Source organism: Mycolicibacterium boenickei, assembly GCF_010731295.1.
Classification (GTDB): Bacteria; Actinomycetota; Actinomycetes; order Mycobacteriales; family Mycobacteriaceae; genus Mycobacterium; species Mycobacterium boenickei.
Map to the genome: position 1 here is coordinate 28,975 of NZ_AP022579.1, position 16,514 is coordinate 45,488.

Genomic DNA, 16,514 nt, shown 5'->3' on the forward strand with positions numbered 1-16,514 from the left:
TCAGATGGGTTCTCACCCAGCGACCGGAATCAGCGACGCGACCACCCCGCACAGGTACTCGACCTCGGCGGTGGACAGCTGCATCTCGAAGGCGTGCACGTGACAGGCGACGCTGAGCCGGTTCCATGCCAGCGCCGCACGGTCGGCGGCCTCCGCGGTGTCGAGAGATTTGAGCACTACCAACTTGCTACGCGAGTTCGCCCGGGGAGCGTCGGCGTCGAGCGCTCGGCAACGCTGTTCGATGATCTCCTCCAGCGCCTGCCGGGCCAGGAATGCCGCTACCCGGGATGACAGTCCCTCGGCTGAGCCGGGCGCCCGCAGGACGCGCTGGGCCTGGCCGAGCAGATCCAGCGCAGTCATCGCATCGCCAGCACTGCGTGGACCGTCTGCTCCAGATCCCGCGCGTCGCGAATGGAGACCGGCCCCGCGTCCCCGTGTGCGCCGGCATTGCAGATCCGCAGCGCCTGTTTGCGTTCGGGCCTGAGCCACGGTGTCAAATCGGTCTGCGGGTCCCCGTGCACCGCCAGAGCAAGGCGGCTCGACGTCTTCTTGGCCGACAACCATTTCTCTTCGGATTCCGCGATGGCCTGCCCGGCCCGCGCCTGCTTGGCATAGAAGGCCTGCTTGGCAGCCGACTCCAGTGCCATCCGGAACAGCGCCGGAGCGGCGCGCCGTTTGATGTCGTCGGGCATCTTGGTGTCCTTGATCAACGCGAATATGTCGGCGACCTGACGCAGCGCGGGATTGACGTTGTCGCGCACGGTGACTCGCGAACCGGCTTCGCGGACCACTTCGATGAGCCTGGCATCGACCCCGGTTTCCCGGATAACCGAAGCCAGCCGGTCGTCGTGGGAGAAGACGATCACCTGGTGCGTCTTGGCGATCTCGCACAGCACCTGGACGAATCCGTCGATCTTGGAGGGGTCCATGGCCTGAATCGGGTCGTCGAGGACGACGAACCGGAAGGGGCTCTTCGCCGAGGTTGCCCGCGGCAGGAACAACGCTAGGGCCAGTGCATGCAGCTCACCCTGGCTCATCACCGATAGCGCCTTGGTCGGCTTGCCGTCGACAGCCCCTTCCAGGACCACCTTCCGCCGGGTCGCGGTTCCCTCCAGCGAGATCTCGACGAGGTCGACGTTGCTTTCCTGACGGAGTTGATGCCAGATGTCGCGGGCTTGTGCGGCAATGGGTTTGAGCCGCGTATTGCGGAAGGCGGCGGCGTGCTCGGTAACCCACTTCTTGGCCGCCGCGACGGCGTTGAGCTCGTCGTCCACCTTGCGGGCCTGTTCCTCGAGACCGACCCAGCCGCCCAGTTGCGCGGCCACCGGTGCCCATGCGCTTTCGCGCCGCTCGAGTTCGTGGGACGCCTGTGTCCGCAGGGATTCGGCGGCCGCGATCACCTCGGTCAGCGTCGACTCCGCGTGTGTTGCGAGGGCATCGTCGCCCACGGGGGCTTTCTTCGCGGCGCCGACGGCGTCGTTGTAGGTCGACAGTCCTGGGAGGTCGATGCCAGGCACCTCGGGCACCGTGGCGAGCTCCTGGATCAGCGTGGTCAGCGTTGCCCGTGCGATTTTCAGTTGCTGTGCCGTGGCACGGTATTCGTCGAGCAACTCCTCGCTGCTGGCGATGGTGTCTTGTGCGGCGGTCGCCCAGTCGGCGTCGAGGCGGCCCTGTGCACACACGGGGCAATCGGTGTCACCGCCCTGGTCGTGGAACCGCAGCGCGGTGCGCAACAGGTCGATGCGTTGACTGGTGAGGTCGATCGCGGCGTTCGCGGTGTCGGCAACCGCCTGCGCGGCGGCTCGCAGTTGTCGGGTCGCCTCTTCGACGGTGTCGATGTTCGGCGTCTCCAGCTGGGCCAGGACGCGTAGTGCGGGTGCGACGTCAGACTGCGCCTCCCCTGCCCCGGTCGCCAGTGCCCGGACATCGTCAAGGGGCACAACGCGTTTACGCAGGAGCTTGGCCGCGCGCTCGGCACGCTCGTCAGCGTGGCCGGCGAGTGCGTTCTGCACGCGCCGGCGTTCTGTGTCGGCCGCGTCGCTGGCGGTCTTGATCGTCTTGTGGCGTGCGGTGAGGACCTTCTCGGTGTCGGCGAGCGCGTCCAGGCCGAGCAGCTTGGCCAACGCGTCGTACAGCGCGGACGGGCCGCCGTCGAACAGCCGGCCGAGCTCTTCATATGACAGCAGCGGACGGTGCAGTTCCAGGGCGCGGGACCACCCGAGGGCGTCGGTGCCGTCGACCCGTTTCCCGTTGCCCGTCTTCGTCCACGTCGTGCAGTCGTCGAGCTTCGCGCCCTGGGCCCAGCGCACCCCGACGGTGAACGGGTCGGCTGCCTCGCGGGTGAACCCGACTTCGATCTCGCACGGATCCGGATGGTGGAGGTTCTGCCAGGCCTCCGACCACAGGCTTTCCTTCTTGTTGTACCAGCGGTAGCTGGTACCGGTCAGGGTGAGCTCGAGCGCCTCGGCGAAGCTGGATTTTCCAGAGCCGTTGCGCCCGCTGACCACCATCAGGCCCGGCGCCGGGTAGAGGTCGAGCCGCGCGGACGGGCCGACACCCCGGAATCCGGAGACCGAAATCGAGCTGAGATAGGTTGCAGCTGGCCCGGTTTGCGTCGCCTCCCCGGCCCCGCCGGACACCTCGGCCAGCGCGTTGAGCACCACGTCTTTAGCTGTGTTGGACAACGCGTTGTCGTTGCCGAGCAGCTCCAAGATCACGTCGTGAACGGACTGTTCGACAGCGGCGGTGTCGGCTCCACCCTCTTGCGGCATGCAACGATTTAACAGCCTGCGCCCGACAAATTTGTCGAGACCGTCAGTTGGGCGCTTCCAGATTCTCGCAACCTGGGCGATTACGAGCCGTTGGTCTCCGGCCCGCCGACGACGGCGTGGATGCGGCCCTGCGGGTAGGGCAGGTTGATCCCGTTCTCGTCGTAGGCACGCAGAATCTCCCGACGCAGCTTGCGCTGCACCGACCACTGCGCGTTCGGCCGGGTCTTCAGCGTCATCCGCAGCGTGAGCTGGTCGGCCGACAACGACTGCACACCGAGCATCTCGGGTTCGCCGATGACCTTGCCGGACATCGACGGGTCGGCGATCACGTCGTGGGCGGCTTCCACCGCCACCTGCTCGGCACGGTCCACGTCCGCGGTCAGCGCGACCGGCACCTCGACGCGGGCGACCGCGTAGTCCTGGCTCATGTTGCCGACGCGGGCGATCTCACCGTTGCGGACATACCAGAGCGTGCCGTCGATATCGCGGACCGTGGTGATCCGCAGCCCGACGCTCTGCACCTCCCCGGACACCTCCCCGAGGTCGACATTGTCGCCGACGCCGTACTGGTCCTCCAGCAGCATGAACACGCCGCTGACGAAATCGCGCACCAGGTTCTGGGCACCGAAGCCGATCGCGAGGCCGACCACACCGGCTGAGGCGATGAACGGCGCGATGTTCACCCCGAGCACGCTCAGTATCGCCAGCACCACCCACACCAACAGCACGATGGATACGGTTGATTTCAGGACCGACCCGATGGTCTGCGCCCGCTGCTGGCGGCGCTCGGCCGCTCGGATGCCATTGGTCGTCGCCGAGGCCCGATCCCGCAGATAACGCAGCAGCGGAGGTTTCCTGGCTTGCCCCTCGATCTCTCCGCTACGGGACTTCTTGGTCCGGCCGGTGGTCGCACGGTCGATCATGCGATGCAGCAAAAATCGAATGATTAACGCGACAACGATGTAGGCGACAACCCGAATGGGAACCTCGATCAGCCAATGTCGATTGGTATCTGTCCATTCGAAAGCTTGGTTGTACATCTCCACGTTTTCGACCGTACGACAGAACTGACGGCCGCGTCGAATGCGTGGAGCGACTCATGTTTGATGGCCGACAATTCGCCTCAGTAGAGGGCGAATTCGCACAAATCGAATTTGCGACTCACATCACGCTTCGACAAATCAACCCAGTGGGTCACGGTCCCACCGGGCCGCTGCGCCGATCACCCCGCGACAGCGTGACCCAGCGCTTACGGTTAGGCAGCAACTGCAAACCGAGAGGATGCCGAGTTGGCCGTCGCAGAACCCACCACGCCCACACTGCGCGAACTGACCCTGCGCGGGATCTTGCTCGGCGGGGCGATCACGCTGGTGTTCACTGCCGCCAACGTCTATCTCGGCCTCAAGGTCGGGCTGACGTTCGCCACGGCGATCCCGGCCGCGGTGATCTCGATGGCGCTTCTGCGCAACTTCGCGAACCACTCCATCGTGGAGAACAACATCGTGCAGACCATCGCCTCGGCGGCGGGCACGCTCTCGGCGATCATCTTCGTGCTGCCCGGCCTGATCATGATCGGCTGGTGGACCGGGTTCCCGTACTGGATCACGGTGGCGGTGTGCGCGGTCGGCGGCATCCTCGGCGTGATGTACTCCATCCCGCTGCGCCGGGCCCTGGTGACCGGGTCGGATCTCCCCTATCCCGAGGGGGTGGCCGCGGCCGAGGTGCTCAAGGTCGGTGACAGCAGCGGCGGTGTCGAGGAGAACCGCGTCGGAATCCGGGTGATCGCGTTCGGCTCGCTGGTGTCGGCCGGGTTCGCACTGCTGGCCAATCTCAAGGTGCTGGCCAATTACGTGGCGGCCTATTTCCGGGTCGGCGCGGGCGGCTCGATGTTCGGCGCCAGCCTGTCGCTGGCGTTGGTCGGTGTGGGGCATCTGATCGGGATGACCGTCGGCATCGCGATGCTCGTCGGACTGGTCATCTCTTTCGGGGTGCTGCTGCCGATCCGCACCATCGGGACGTTCGGGACCGGCGAGTCCGTCGCCGACGTCATCGACGGGGTGTTCACCCACGAAGTGCGGTTCATCGGGGCCGGGGCCATCGCGGTGGGTGCGATCTGGACGCTGCTGAAGATCCTGCGCCCGATCATCAAGGGCATCACCGAGGCCCTGGCCTCGGCCCGCGACCGCCGGCAGGGCCAGCTGGTCGACATCACCCAGCGCGACATCCCGTTCCCCATCGTGGTGGGCATCGTAGTGGCGATGCTGATCCCAATTGCCGTGCTGCTGTGGGATTTCAGTCATGCCACAGTGCTGCACGGCAGCTCGACCGGGATCATCGTGGCGAGCGTGGTGTTCATTTTTGTCATCGGTCTGATGATCGCCGCGGTGTGCGGCTACATGGCGGGCCTGATCGGCTCGTCGAACAGCCCGATCTCCGGCGTCGGGATCCTCACCGTGCTCATCGCCGCGCTGCTGATCAAGCTGGTGTACGGCCCGACGTCCGACGACGGGTCGCTCGCGCTGGTGGCGTTCACGCTGTTCGTCGCGGCCATCACCTTCGGGGTGGCCACCATCTCCAACGACAACTTGCAAGACCTCAAGACCGGCCAACTGGTCGGGGCCACCCCGTGGAAACAGCAGGTGGCGTTGGTGATTGGTGTGTTGTTCGGTTCGGCGATCATCCCGCCGGTGCTCGACCTGATGCAACGCGCTTTCGGGTTCCTCGGTGCACCGGGCGCCACCGATCACGCCCTGGCCGCACCGCAGGCCGCCCTGATCTCCTCACTGGCCAAGGGCGTGTTCGGTGGATCCCTGGACTGGTCGCTGATCGGGCTGGGTGCGGCGATCGGGGTGGTGATCGTCGTCGTCGACGAGATCCTCACGCGTACTTCGCGATTCAGCCTGCCGCCGCTGGCCGTCGGGATGGGCATGTACCTGCCGATGAGCCTGACTCTGATCATCCCGCTCGGCTCACTGCTGGGCTTCTTCTACAACAAGTGGGCCGACCGCACCGGAGGCAACGTCGAGCGTAAGAAGCGGCTGGGAGTGCTGCTGGCCACCGGCATGATCGTCGGCGAAAGCCTCTACGGCGTGGTCTTCGCCGGGTTCGTCGCCGGGACCGGAAGCGACGATCCGTTCGCGATCTTCACCGGCAATGACGGGACTTTCGCTGAGGTTCTCGGGATCATCGGGTTCGCGGCCGTGCTCTGGTGGTTGTACCAGCGGACGCGGAAGATTTCGGGGCGTGAGGTAGTGAAGAAGTAAGCAGGTCCGAGATCCCAGAGGGCCTTCGACTCCACGTGTCGCGAATCCCGCCGTACGACACGTTCTGGCAGGTAGTGTGAGCGCAATTTCCGGATTTGCCGAACCGCCATCCAACGGATGAGTGATGTTGCGGCGAGGCAGGGGGCTGATCGCAGCATGTTCGGACGAAGCGACGACGAGTGGGACGCAATGGTTGACGATGCCATTACGTTTCTGTGCGACCAAGCCCGGCTTCGGCGCATCGTCAGCTACAGCGAGCTGAATTCTGCGTTAGCTCGCCGCGGCCACAATCCGTTCGACTTCGCGATCGAAAGCGACCGCAACGCAGTCGGTGCGATTCTCGGCCACGCGGTCCACCGAACAATCGGAGAAACGAAGCTGATGCTGTCTGCGATTGTCGCCTACTTGGACCGAAATGACGCAGGCCCCGGGTTCTATCGGCTGGCTATCCAACTGGGGCTGCTGCCGAACACCGCCAGTTCCGACGACAAACTCATCTTCTGGTCGGCCCAAGTCGACGCAGTCCACAATCGGTACGCACGGCCGCCTCGCCGACGGCAACAAGCATGACGGAAATTGATTCGTCCGCGACCTTACGGGCACGCATCCTCGACAATCTTTCTCCTCCAGCAGACCGCCTCGCAGCCGAGTTCTTCAGCCCTGCTGGACCATTCGCTGCGAGCTCCTTCGACACACTGCCGGATAACCCCTCGGATCGATTCACGGCCACGGACCTACTCGCTGTTACGTTGCTCGATGTGGTGTTGCCGCCGAATGCTGTGCGGAAACTGCTCGACACTGATGGAGACCGATTCAGCGCCCTTCTCGATGCTGTGCCCGCCGATGTAGACCTTTGGGAGGCGAGCGACGAGCATCTCGCAGCTGCTCTCCGGCTATACGACGCGCTCGATGAGTTGCCCAAGGTGGGAGAGACTCGTGCAAGCAAGCTCATGGCCCGCAAGCGTCCACGTCTAATCCCAGTGATCGACAGTGTCATTCGCCGCGCACTAGCACTCGGTGATCAACCCTGGGCTGAGCTGCGTCACTGTCTGGCTGATCCAGACTTACGTAGGTCCATTGAGGCGATCCGCCCACATCTCGCCCCTGATGAGATCTCGACGCTGCGCCTGCTCGACGCCGCGGTGTGGATGCGCCACAGCCAATCACGTAATGCCAAGAAGGAGCGGGCCAAAGCGGCAGCAGTCTGACGTGTGGTTGGGCTAACGTCCAGGCCGCCGGGCGAAACGAACCTCATAGATCCCGCCGATCGTCAACCCCGCATATCAGACTCCGAGTGATTGTCGGCGCCCTCCTTCATACTGTCCGGCTCGCTGGAGATTCCACGTCGAGCGAGAGGACACTCCCGATGACGCTGCGAATCGCCACGCTGAACATCCGCCACGGCGGGAGCAAGAACGCTGACAAACTCACCGCGCGGCTGGTGGGCTATGACGCCGACCTGCTCGTGGTGACCGAGTTCCGGGTCGACGACACCGGCTTGCGCCTGATCGCGCAGCTCGAGCTCGCCGGATATGAGACCTCGCATCCTGGCGCCGATCCGAGGCAGAACTCTGTGCTCATGGCCTCGCGTACCCCGATCGACCGGGCCTCGCGTTTCAGCCGGGATCTGTCGGCGCACCACCTGTGGTGCGTCGAGTTCGACGGGACCATCGTCGCCGGTGTCTACCTGCCGCAGGCCGACGCGAAGCTCCCCTACTGGGAGGCCCTGATCGACCGGGCTCGACGCAGTGAGGTCGACCTGCTCATCGGTGACTTCAACACGGGCAACAACGATCTCGACAAAGACCCGGCGGGCACGAGGTTCGTCGGGCCGGAGATGCCGGGACGTTTCATCGCGTCCGGATACGTCGATGTGTGGCGGTCTCTGCATCCCGGTGTCCGCGAGTACTCGTGGTTCAGCCGCCCCGGCGACAATGGGTTCCGCCTCGACTACATCTATGCCACGCCGGAGTTCGCGCGGCGCGTCCGCACCTGCGAATTCGACCATGCGCCGCGGCTGGCCGGCGAGACGGACCATTCGGGGCTGGTCGCATTGTTCGACTAGCGTCTGGCCATGAGCGGCAACGTAGCTAATAGGCTGTGGCAGGTGATCGACTGGCTGGCCCGACTGGCGGAACCGCTCAACGGTGCGCTCTTCACGATCGGCACCGACACGGTCAGCTCGGCCGAGTTCCTCGGGTTCGTCACCGGCGGCCTGTGCGTCGCGTTGACCGTTCGGCGCAACATCCTCAACTTCCCGGTCGGGATCGCCAACAACGCGTTCTTCCTGGTGCTGTTCACCTCGGCCAGCCTGTGGGCGGCCTCGGGCCTGCAGGTGCTCTATCTCGCTCTCGGTTTCGCCGGGTGGTGGCAGTGGCTGAAGGGCCGAGCCGACACCGGCACCACCGTGGTGCGGCGGAGCGGCCGGACCGAGTTGGCTTGGTGCGCCGTGTTCTTGGTGCTCGGCACGTTGGTCCTGTACGTCATCCTGACCGCCGCCCACGATGCGGCGCCGTTCCTGGACGCGGTGACGACGTGCCTGTCGTTGATCGCGCAGTGGCTGCTCAATACCCGGCGGATCGAGACCTGGCACTTCTGGATCGCCGCCGACTGCATCTTTATCCCGCTCTACCTCAGCCAGGGCCTGGTCCTCACCGCGGCGGTGTACCTGCTGTTCCTCGGCCTGTGTGTCGCCGGGCTGAGGGCCTGGACCCGTGAGCTGACGCCGGCCGACACTGCCCTGCCAGCAGACAGCGCGGCCCGATGACCGAGTTCCGGCACGGCCTGATGATCGGCAAGTTCTATCCGCCGCGGATCGGGCATCACGACGCGATCCGGGCCGCCGCCGCGCGCTGCGACCAGTTCACCGTGCTGGTGATGGCCGCGGCGGTCGAGACGATTCCGCTGGCCGACCGGATGGCCTGGCTCCGCGAAGACCATCAGTGCGATGCGAACGTGCGGATCGCCGGGATCCCTTGCGACGCACCCGTCGACGTGACCGATCAGCGGGTGTGGGCGGCGCAGGTCGCCGCCATGCGGGCCGGCGTGCGCGCCGCCGGTGCCGCATCCGACGTCGACGCGGTGTTCAGCGGGGACGACTATGTCGACGAGCTCGCCCGGTGGTTCGGTGCGACTGCCGTGCGGACCGGACGCACCGGCAGCAGCACCGCGGTACGACGCGACCTCGCCGGGCGCTGGCACGAGTTGGCCCCGGCCACCCGGGCCAGGTTGACCACGCGGGTCGTCGTGGTGGGCGCTGAGTCGACCGGGACGACGACGGTGGCCGAACAGTTGGCCCGTCACTATGCCGCGCGCGGCGGAGCCTGGGCCGCGACGCAGTGTGTGCCCGAGTACGGCCGCGAGCACACCGAGCTCAAGTGCACCGCCCACCCCGACGTCGACATCACCGAACTGCAGTGGAATGCACATGATTTCGATGTCATCGGTCCCGAGCAGACCCGACTCGAAGAACTCGCAGCACGCGCCGGCTCACCCATCTTGATCTGTGACACCGACGCCTTCGCCACCGCCATCTGGAAACGTCGCTACCTCGGCGACGCGTCCGGCGGGTCCTGGACGAACGTCCCGCCCCGGGCGGTGTACCTGCTGACCGACCACGAGGGCGTGCCCTGGCACGACGACGGGATGAGGGAAGGCGACCTGGAAATCCGCGCGTCGATGACGGGTTGGTTCGCCGACGCGCTCACCGCGGCCGGGCATTCGTGGGTGTTGTTGACCGGAACTTTGGAGGAACGCATCGATCTCGCGGTCCGCACGGTCGATCCGCTCCTGGAGTTGCGGGCACGGTTCGGGGAGCCGTTGCGGGGGCCGGGGTTTGAGGGGACGCCGTAGTCGCGCGTTGCGTCGTCAGCAAAGCTCCACAAAATATGTCAGTGCCGCCCGGTAAAATTCAAACATGCAGGTACACCGAGCTATCTACCCTGTTTTGGACCGTGATCTTGCGCGGATATCCTCGTTCAGCTATCCAAGTGGCGGGTTTCGAGAGCGCACCGAGATCCCGATCGAGGGCGTGGGCATTGTGCGCGTGGTCACCGAGGTACCGGACGCCGATCCGGGATACGGGTTCACCGACGTGACCCTCGCTCGTTATCGGGATGGCGAACTCACGCCGCCCATCCCTCTCGCTGGATCGGTGTCCGAAAGCACGGTGGCGCGGTGCATGCATGAGCACTGGTGCGACCTGCAACGGTTGATCCGGTGCATTCGAGCAGACACCAAGACACTGTGCATCCTCGACATCGACTGGGAGATCGATGATGACGACGTCGAAGACGCAGACGAGCCGTCCACCGAATCTTGTCCCGATCCAGGGCTTACCCCTCGCATCCTGGAGATCGCCGAGCGCGCACGGACCACTCGCCTAGGAATCGACTCACTCGCACATGATTGACTGCTCGGTCGTCACTGGTACGTCGAGAGCTGCTCGTTCACGTCGTCGTACGTCGCAGCATCGAAAGCCACGATCCTGACTTCTTCGACGCGGGTCGCCGTGCCGGCGATGGTCTCGACAGCAGCGGCGATGGCATCCAGGCGTGGCCAACCGTAGATGCCCGAGCTGATGAGCGGGAATGCCACGGTCAGTGCACCGAGCTCGTCGGCGACTTCCAGTGCTCGCCGATAGCAGGATGTCAGCAAGGCCCGGTCACGCTGTCCGGCACGGTAATTCGGCCCGACGGTGTGGATCACCCAACGGGCAGGCATGTCTCCGGCGGTGGTCCACCCCGCATCGCCGGTGGCCAACCCGTCGGGGAACCGCTCGATGCAGTCCCGCAGGATCGCCGGTCCACCACTGCGGTGAATCGCGCCGTCGACGCCGCCGCCTCCGCGCATGGCGTTGTTTGCGGCGTTGACGATCGCATCCACCTGCTGTTGCGTGATGTCGCCGTGGACCGCGGTGATGTTCGACATGGGCCCAGTATGCGCAGCTACGCGGCCTCCCCGTCACGGGCTTGTTGAATCTGGTTCTTGATCTCCCGGTAGGCCTGCACGCGTGCCATCACCGCGTCCACCGTCGAATCCTGCTGCGTGGCTTCAGGGGTGGCTTCGATGCCGTAAAGCATGGCGCTCAACTTCGCGTGCAACTCGGCGCGCTGCTCGGCGACCCGGGCGTCCTCGCGCTCAGTGCGGAGGGACTGGTCGATGAGTTGCGCTTCCTTGGCGCATTTCCCGATGAGCTCCACCCGTTCGATCGCGGCCGTTTCCAGGTTGGCCGCGGTGGTCTTGGCCTCCGCGAGAATCTTGCGATCGTCGTCGCTCGGCCTGTCCAATGCCGACAACTTTCCGATCGCTCCCCGCAGCTCGTGCGCCTTGGCGAAGTTCTCGGTGATCCCCTTGAGGTCGGCGCTGAAGTCGACGTCGCCCAGCCATCCCGCCCGGGCAGCTTCGGATGCCGCGACCTGCTTCACCGCGTCCAGAGCCGACTCGACTAGCGCGGCGTTCTGCTTGCCGAGCGTGTCGACCCGTCGTTGCTTCTCCTTGCGGATCCGTTCTTCGCGTTGACGTTTCGCATCGGCAACTTGCTTCACCTGCTGCTTGCGGTTCCGTTCCTGCGCTTCGTAACTGCGCTGCTCCAGCACAACGACCGCCTTGTATGCACCCCAGCTCACAAGAACGACCACGGTGATGACGCCGAGGGCGATCCAGACCGGCGCCGGAACCAACGCGATGAGCACGAAGACGAAGAACACGGCGCCGCCGGCACCCGAGGAGCTCTTATTTCTGCTCATGAAGCACCTCCACTACAACCCTGCGGCAGCGGCCCCGTAGGCCGCCTGGGCCGGGGTGTAGCCCTCGTACTCGAGCTGCTCGATGAGTCCGCTACGGGAGAATGCCGAATAGTCCAAGTACGCCTTGGCGGCTTTCGCGGCTTGCGCATTCCAGTCGACAGTGATGGTGTCGACGGCGAAAGTCGCATCGGCAGTTGAGAATCCCTCGTATTCCAATTGCTCGATGAGCCCCTGACGCGAGAAGGCGCTGTAGTCGAGGTACTGCTCGGCGGAACGCACCGCGTTGCGCTGGCTTACCGTCGAACCTGGTCCCAACGGGACCATGGGTCCGGACAGCGCACGGACATGTGGTTCGTCGTGCGCTTCGAGGCTGGTGACGGTGCTCGCCAGCTGCACCGACGGGGCGGCGACATCAAGCCCCCCGGCGACAGCAGTGATCGCCCACAGCGCGGCGCAACCGATCGCCAACTGCATACCCGTGACGCGGGCAACCTCCGCAGGGGCGCGGGTCGTGGCGTGATCCGGCGTCGCGGTCGTCTTGATCAAGTGGGTAGTCATCGTGTGTGCTCCGTTCGTTGTTCGTGGTGCTCGCACACGCGAGCCGCACAGAATGACAGAGCACACCGACAAATAGATGTTCGTGCCACCAGCTCCCGCTACCATCGACTAATGCCTCTGCCGAATCGGGGGCAAAAACCAGCGGTGAGATCGTTCCAACGGCGGGGCGACGGGACGATTCCGATGAATGGACTACCGCCTCATCGGTAGCCTCTTCGTTCATGGGCGGCCACCTCTTCATCATCAACGGCGACCTGAACAAGATCGCCTGCGATGCGGTACTACTGCCAACCGACAGCGCGTTCACGATTGAGCCCAAGTGGAACGGCTTGATCGAGGGCTACAGCGACGAGGTACCCAGTACGTGGGACGGACACAAGGTCATCCCGCTCGGCCGGCGGCACAAGAAACCACGGGTGTGGTTGGGCAATGTTGGGCAATATGGCGAGCAGTCGGAGTTCTCTGCCGTCTCCCGCACCGTCGAGGAGTTCGTCGAACACGCCGCAGCCGAAGCGAAATCCACCCCGAAACCAGACCGCATCTATGAATGGCCGTTGCCGCGTCTCGCCGTGAACGTAGTCGGGTCGGGGAAAGGTGGCGGTCGCGGCAAGAAGGGTGAGTTGACCCTGGGGCTGGTTGAACTGTTGACCAGAGTTGCCCGTGAGCACGCGGTGGACATCATCCTTGTCACTCGCGGTGACCGGGCCTACGCAGCGGCACAATGGGCGCGCCGAAAGTTCCTCGGAGGCGCCAGAGAACGCGACACGTGGCCACTCCGTGACGACCTGATATCGGAAGCAGAAGCGTTGGCCGAGGACGCCAAAGAACGCCAGCTCGTGCTGTTCGTCGGTGTTGGAGTGAGCGCCGGCGCCGGGGTGGACACCTGGAAGGGGTTGCTGGAGAATCTGGCTGTCGTTGCCCAATTCACCGACGCCCAACGAGAACTCCTCAAGTCAAAAGACTTGCGGGACCAAGCAACACTGATCCAATCAGCGTTGCCTGAGACAAGCGGCAGTTTCAAGAAGCGCGTCGCGGATCGCATTCGCGACCGGCAGCACTACTCACTTGTGCACGGACTGCTTGCCTCGTTGCCGAGCAAAGAGGCAGTCACTACCAACTTCGACGAACTGTTCGAGGATGCCGTCGGGCGTGATGCCATAGCCGTGCTTCCGAAGGACCCTCGGAAGACCGATGGTCGACTGCTCCTCAAACTGCACGGCAGTGTCGACCGGCATGACGACATGATTCTCACGCGAGCCGACTATCTCAGGATGCCCCGCCAGTACGGCGCATTGATGGGACTGGTTCAAGGCTTGCTCATGATGCGCAAGATGGTGTTCGTCGGTTATTCGTTGAGCGACGAAGACTTTCACGACCTGCTCGACGAGGTGCGGGCAGGTCGCGGGAACGACACAACTGAATTGGGTCGCGGGACCGTACTCACGTTGCGCGATGACCACCTCGAACGCCAGCTATGGGAGAACGACTTGAACACCGTCCCCCTTGTGGCCGGCGACGAATACGAGGACGACCTTCCCGGGGCGGCTCGGCAGCTTGAGCTGTTCCTCGACCTCGTCGGCTACCTGGCTGTGCCGGCGGCGGCGTTCTTCCTCGATGAGTCCTACGCCGATCTCACCGAGAGCGAGTCGGAGTTGATCGAGCCACTCGACGAGCTCGTCAAGCTGACCGCGAAGAGCGAAAAACACACCGTCGGTGCCCAGGTGAGGGAGTTCCTGACCAAACTCGGGGCCGACTACGAGTCGGCCCCCGTGGCCGCAGAGGCTAACCGTCCGCCAACTCGGCCCGTTGCTCGTCACTGAACTCAGGCATTGCCGCGTCCGCGTCCAGGCGCTTGGCGCCGCGGTACCGGGCGACGTTGCCGGACGCTGCGGCCCACACCTCGCGGGATTTCCCTCGTCCGTAGGTGACGGACTGCTCGGCTTTGACGCCCAGGCCGGCGCCGACTTCCACGGCATCTTGATCGGCGCCCATGTACAGGAACGCCCACCCGTGGTCGTTGGTTTGTTGCTCCACAAAGGCTTTGATGGCCGGCCGTTGCCATTCAACGCTCGCGTTCTCGTGACCGTCGGTCATGATCGCCACGACCACCGTGCCCGGCTTGTCATCCTCCGGCAGCGCGTCGATCTCAGCGGCCGTGTCGGTGATGAGCTTGCCCATCGAGTCCAGCAGCGCGGTAGTCCCACGCGGCGACAGATCCAGTAGCGGCACCTGGGCCAGCGGAACACCGCGGTAGACGACCTCGTATTCATTGTCGAATTGCGCCAGGGTCGCGACGCATTGTCCGTCAGCGGCCCGCTGTTCGGCGAGGAAGGCGTCAAACCCTCCGATCACGTCGGATTTGATCGATTGCATCGACCCGGACCGGTCGAGCAGGAATACGAGGTGGCTGAGATTCGGGTTGGTCATGACGGAGCCTCTCTCTGAAAAATCTAGGAACGCTTGGTGTTTCGACGCGGTTTGAACCGCATCGGCTCAGGGGGTGCGGCCGGTGGCAGCGGGGTGTTGGCCCACTTGTCATTGCGGGCGCGCCTGACGTCCTCGGCGGTGACGCGGCCTTCGGTGGTGGCGTACGGAGCGAGTCGAGCGGTGTTGGCCAGCCGAGGCCCGACGGCGTTCTCGGTGAGGCCAGCGCTCTTTCCTGCTGCCGCGATGGATATTTCGTCGTCGACGACGGCACGGGCCAGCTGAGCGTCGAGGAGCTGACCGACCTCCGTCAAAACGAGCCGCAGGTGTTGTAGGGCATCGGCGGCGGTACCGGCGCCTTCTGCGTGAGCGAGGTGGCTGCGGATCTGCTCGTAGGAGTTGGACATGATCCACCATAGCGCAGATAGTGCGGTATCCGCAATAACTGCGGATTATTCACGGCGCAGGAGTCGAGCTATGTGAGCCCCCAGAATATTGTCCGCCGGATACCGATCGAGCTGGTCGAGAGTCAGGCAGCGCTCCGGTCGCAGAATCCGGGCCAGGTCCTCCGGCGATATCTGCGGCACTTCCAGGGCGACGTCCCGGGCCTCATCGATGTCGATGTTCTCGTGGGCCCACACCCCCGGTTCTTCCTGGCGGTGATGGTCCTCAGTCACAACCCAATTGGCGAGAAATATGCGCCGATTCAGGATCAGTGTCCACACCTTGGAGCGGTCGATGACTGCCCGCGCTTCAGGAAGGCTGATAGCCAGCCACTGCAGACTGTCATCGTCGATGCGGTTGAGACGCCAATACTCCCAGCCCTGCCGTGGCGTCCTGATCGTGTTCCTCCTCATGGGTTGCCGATCCTCTCGAGGACAGCCGGGCGATCCTGCACCACCACGACATCGGAGAACTGCGCGAGCAAGGCGCAGACGAACGCCGACCGCATGACCTTCATATCTTTGAGCAGTTCGATATGGCTGAGAGTTCCGTTCTCACGCAGCCGTTCCCAGGCCGCGACGATCATCCATGCCGGCACCAGCTGAGGCCCCGCTCCCCGTGCCCGCGACCGCTCGGTCTCCACCCACACGCCCGCACGGTCGAACGACGTAATCCAGTTGCTGCGCTTGTTACTCAATGTCTCGATGGCATCGCTGCCGGCGATCATTCCGGTGATGCGCTCCAACAGGTCGTCGTCGAGCTGCGCCGCATATTTGCGGCGGTCCTGATGTGTCACTGGCCTACCTCTCACGCTGAATGGCACTGCCCGTCTTCAGGGCAGCCGGACAGAATGGCAGAGGCCACCGACAAGCTTCTGAGGTCACATCGTTGGAGCGCTTGTACGGACGCTGAGGCCCTATCTGTCCGGGTTCGAGCGAAGACCGTCCAAGCCGCACCAGTCCGCGCGATCGAAACCGGAGGGATGTTCAGCGACCTGACAGGCGCGCCGACCCCACGTCGCGATCCACGCATCCGAGGATGTCCGTGCTGCCTCGGCGGCCCTCAACAGACGTGGGTCGGTGCGGTCCGAATGGCCTACCAGGCAATACAAACTGCCGAGAAGGTACTCCCGAGCAGGGCACGCTGGATCACCGACGAGCTCCAGGAACAATTCCACGTTGTCCACGTCGGCGACGATGAGGTCCCAGTCCTGCATCGGCTCGCACGCTCCGCTGTATGCCCAGGCGTGGATCTCCTCTGGCGTCGGATTCACCACGTCGACAAAGCTCGGCTCGTCGGACACCGAC

The 16,514-nt window shown here is 64.6% G+C and carries 19 protein-coding genes; 8 read left to right on the plus strand and 11 right to left on the minus strand.

The features are described from left to right. Nucleotides 1–12: 12 nt before the first annotated feature. From G6N57_RS00140 to G6N57_RS00150, 3 genes are all read right to left on the minus strand, one after another. A complete protein-coding gene (locus G6N57_RS00140) occupies nt 13–360 on the minus strand; it encodes a hypothetical protein (protein WP_077742326.1) in 348 nt (115 codons plus the stop codon). Further along, nucleotides 357–2,771, minus strand: coding sequence for an AAA family ATPase (locus G6N57_RS00145; protein WP_077742327.1), 2,415 nt, complete (start codon nt 2,769–2,771; stop codon nt 357–359). Before G6N57_RS00145 ends, G6N57_RS00140 begins: the two co-directional genes overlap by 4 nt. An 80-nt stretch (nt 2,772–2,851) precedes the next feature. Next, entirely contained in the window at nt 2,852–3,811 is a 960-nt protein-coding gene (locus G6N57_RS00150) for a mechanosensitive ion channel family protein (protein WP_407666003.1), read from the minus strand. Nucleotides 3,812–4,060: 249 nt separating this feature from the next. Between G6N57_RS00150 and G6N57_RS00155 the strand changes: the two genes are divergently transcribed. From G6N57_RS00155 to G6N57_RS00185, 7 genes are all read left to right on the plus strand, one after another. After that, nucleotides 4,061–6,034 (plus strand): OPT family oligopeptide transporter, encoded by a 1,974-nt coding sequence (locus G6N57_RS00155; RefSeq protein ID WP_077742329.1) that lies wholly within the window; start codon nt 4,061–4,063, stop codon nt 6,032–6,034. A gap of 117 nt (nt 6,035–6,151) precedes the next feature. Then, nucleotides 6,152–6,604, plus strand: coding sequence for a hypothetical protein (locus G6N57_RS00160; protein ID WP_197908778.1), 453 nt, complete (start codon nt 6,152–6,154; stop codon nt 6,602–6,604). Next, the gene (locus G6N57_RS00165; RefSeq protein WP_133118353.1) at nt 6,601–7,242 is read left to right on the plus strand and encodes a DUF6308 family protein; all 642 of its coding nucleotides are present in this window, start codon (nt 6,601–6,603) and stop codon (nt 7,240–7,242) included. The genes G6N57_RS00160 and G6N57_RS00165 overlap by 4 nt, the downstream gene beginning before the upstream one ends. A 158-nt stretch (nt 7,243–7,400) precedes the next feature. Beyond that, nucleotides 7,401–8,099: an endonuclease/exonuclease/phosphatase family protein gene (locus G6N57_RS00170; protein ID WP_077742330.1), complete on the plus strand. Its 699-nt coding sequence runs from the start codon at nt 7,401–7,403 to the stop codon at nt 8,097–8,099. A 9-nt stretch (nt 8,100–8,108) separates the two neighbouring features. Continuing rightward, a complete protein-coding gene (gene pnuC / locus G6N57_RS00175) occupies nt 8,109–8,801 on the plus strand; it encodes a nicotinamide riboside transporter PnuC (protein WP_197908780.1) in 693 nt (230 codons plus the stop codon). Further along, a complete protein-coding gene (locus tag G6N57_RS00180; protein WP_097926235.1) occupies nt 8,798–9,886 on the plus strand; it encodes an AAA family ATPase in 1,089 nt (362 codons plus the stop codon). Before pnuC ends, G6N57_RS00180 begins: the two co-directional genes overlap by 4 nt. Nucleotides 9,887–9,950: 64 nt before the next feature. Next, nucleotides 9,951–10,445, plus strand: a complete 495-nt coding sequence (locus G6N57_RS00185) for a hypothetical protein (protein ID WP_163646567.1) — start codon at nt 9,951–9,953, stop codon at nt 10,443–10,445. 11 nt (nt 10,446–10,456) lie between these two features. Here G6N57_RS00185 and G6N57_RS00190 read toward each other — a convergent pair whose 3' ends face one another. Genes G6N57_RS00190 through G6N57_RS00200 form a run of 3 tightly spaced genes read right to left on the minus strand, consistent with a single transcriptional unit; the run spans nt 10,457 to nt 12,339 of the window. Beyond that, complete coding sequence (locus tag G6N57_RS00190; RefSeq protein WP_077742333.1) at nt 10,457–10,963, minus strand: O-acetyl-ADP-ribose deacetylase; 507 nt, start codon at nt 10,961–10,963, stop codon at nt 10,457–10,459. A gap of 17 nt (nt 10,964–10,980) precedes the next feature. After that, nucleotides 10,981–11,781 (minus strand): hypothetical protein, encoded by an 801-nt coding sequence (locus G6N57_RS00195; RefSeq protein ID WP_077742334.1) that lies wholly within the window; start codon nt 11,779–11,781, stop codon nt 10,981–10,983. A 12-nt stretch (nt 11,782–11,793) separates the two neighbouring features. Further along, the gene (locus G6N57_RS00200; RefSeq protein ID WP_174814437.1) at nt 11,794–12,339 is read right to left on the minus strand and encodes an Ltp family lipoprotein; all 546 of its coding nucleotides are present in this window, start codon (nt 12,337–12,339) and stop codon (nt 11,794–11,796) included. 221 nt (nt 12,340–12,560) lie between these two features. Here G6N57_RS00200 and G6N57_RS00205 point away from each other — a divergent pair, with 221 nt between their 5' ends. Further along, complete coding sequence (locus G6N57_RS00205; protein WP_077742336.1) at nt 12,561–14,159, plus strand: SIR2 family NAD-dependent protein deacylase; 1,599 nt, start codon at nt 12,561–12,563, stop codon at nt 14,157–14,159. Here G6N57_RS00205 and G6N57_RS00210 read toward each other — a convergent pair. The 5 genes from G6N57_RS00210 to G6N57_RS00230 form a co-directional block, all read right to left on the minus strand. Further along, nucleotides 14,122–14,766 (minus strand): vWA domain-containing protein, encoded by a 645-nt coding sequence (locus tag G6N57_RS00210; RefSeq protein WP_077742337.1) that lies wholly within the window; start codon nt 14,764–14,766, stop codon nt 14,122–14,124. The two genes, G6N57_RS00205 and G6N57_RS00210, sit on opposite strands and share 38 nt — an antisense overlap. Before the next feature lie 23 nt (nt 14,767–14,789). Then, entirely contained in the window at nt 14,790–15,170 is a 381-nt protein-coding gene (locus tag G6N57_RS00215; protein WP_077742338.1) for a hypothetical protein, read from the minus strand. 45 nt (nt 15,171–15,215) lie between these two features. After that, complete coding sequence (locus G6N57_RS00220; protein WP_077742339.1) at nt 15,216–15,620, minus strand: hypothetical protein; 405 nt, start codon at nt 15,618–15,620, stop codon at nt 15,216–15,218. Further along, nucleotides 15,617–16,003 (minus strand): hypothetical protein, encoded by a 387-nt coding sequence (locus G6N57_RS00225; RefSeq protein WP_077742340.1) that lies wholly within the window; start codon nt 16,001–16,003, stop codon nt 15,617–15,619. Before G6N57_RS00225 ends, G6N57_RS00220 begins: the two co-directional genes overlap by 4 nt. A gap of 120 nt (nt 16,004–16,123) precedes the next feature. After that, on the minus strand, nt 16,124–16,510 hold the full coding sequence (locus tag G6N57_RS00230) for a hypothetical protein (RefSeq protein WP_133118354.1): 387 nt from the start codon (nt 16,508–16,510) through the stop codon (nt 16,124–16,126). Between the last annotated feature and the right edge of the window lie 4 nt (nt 16,511–16,514).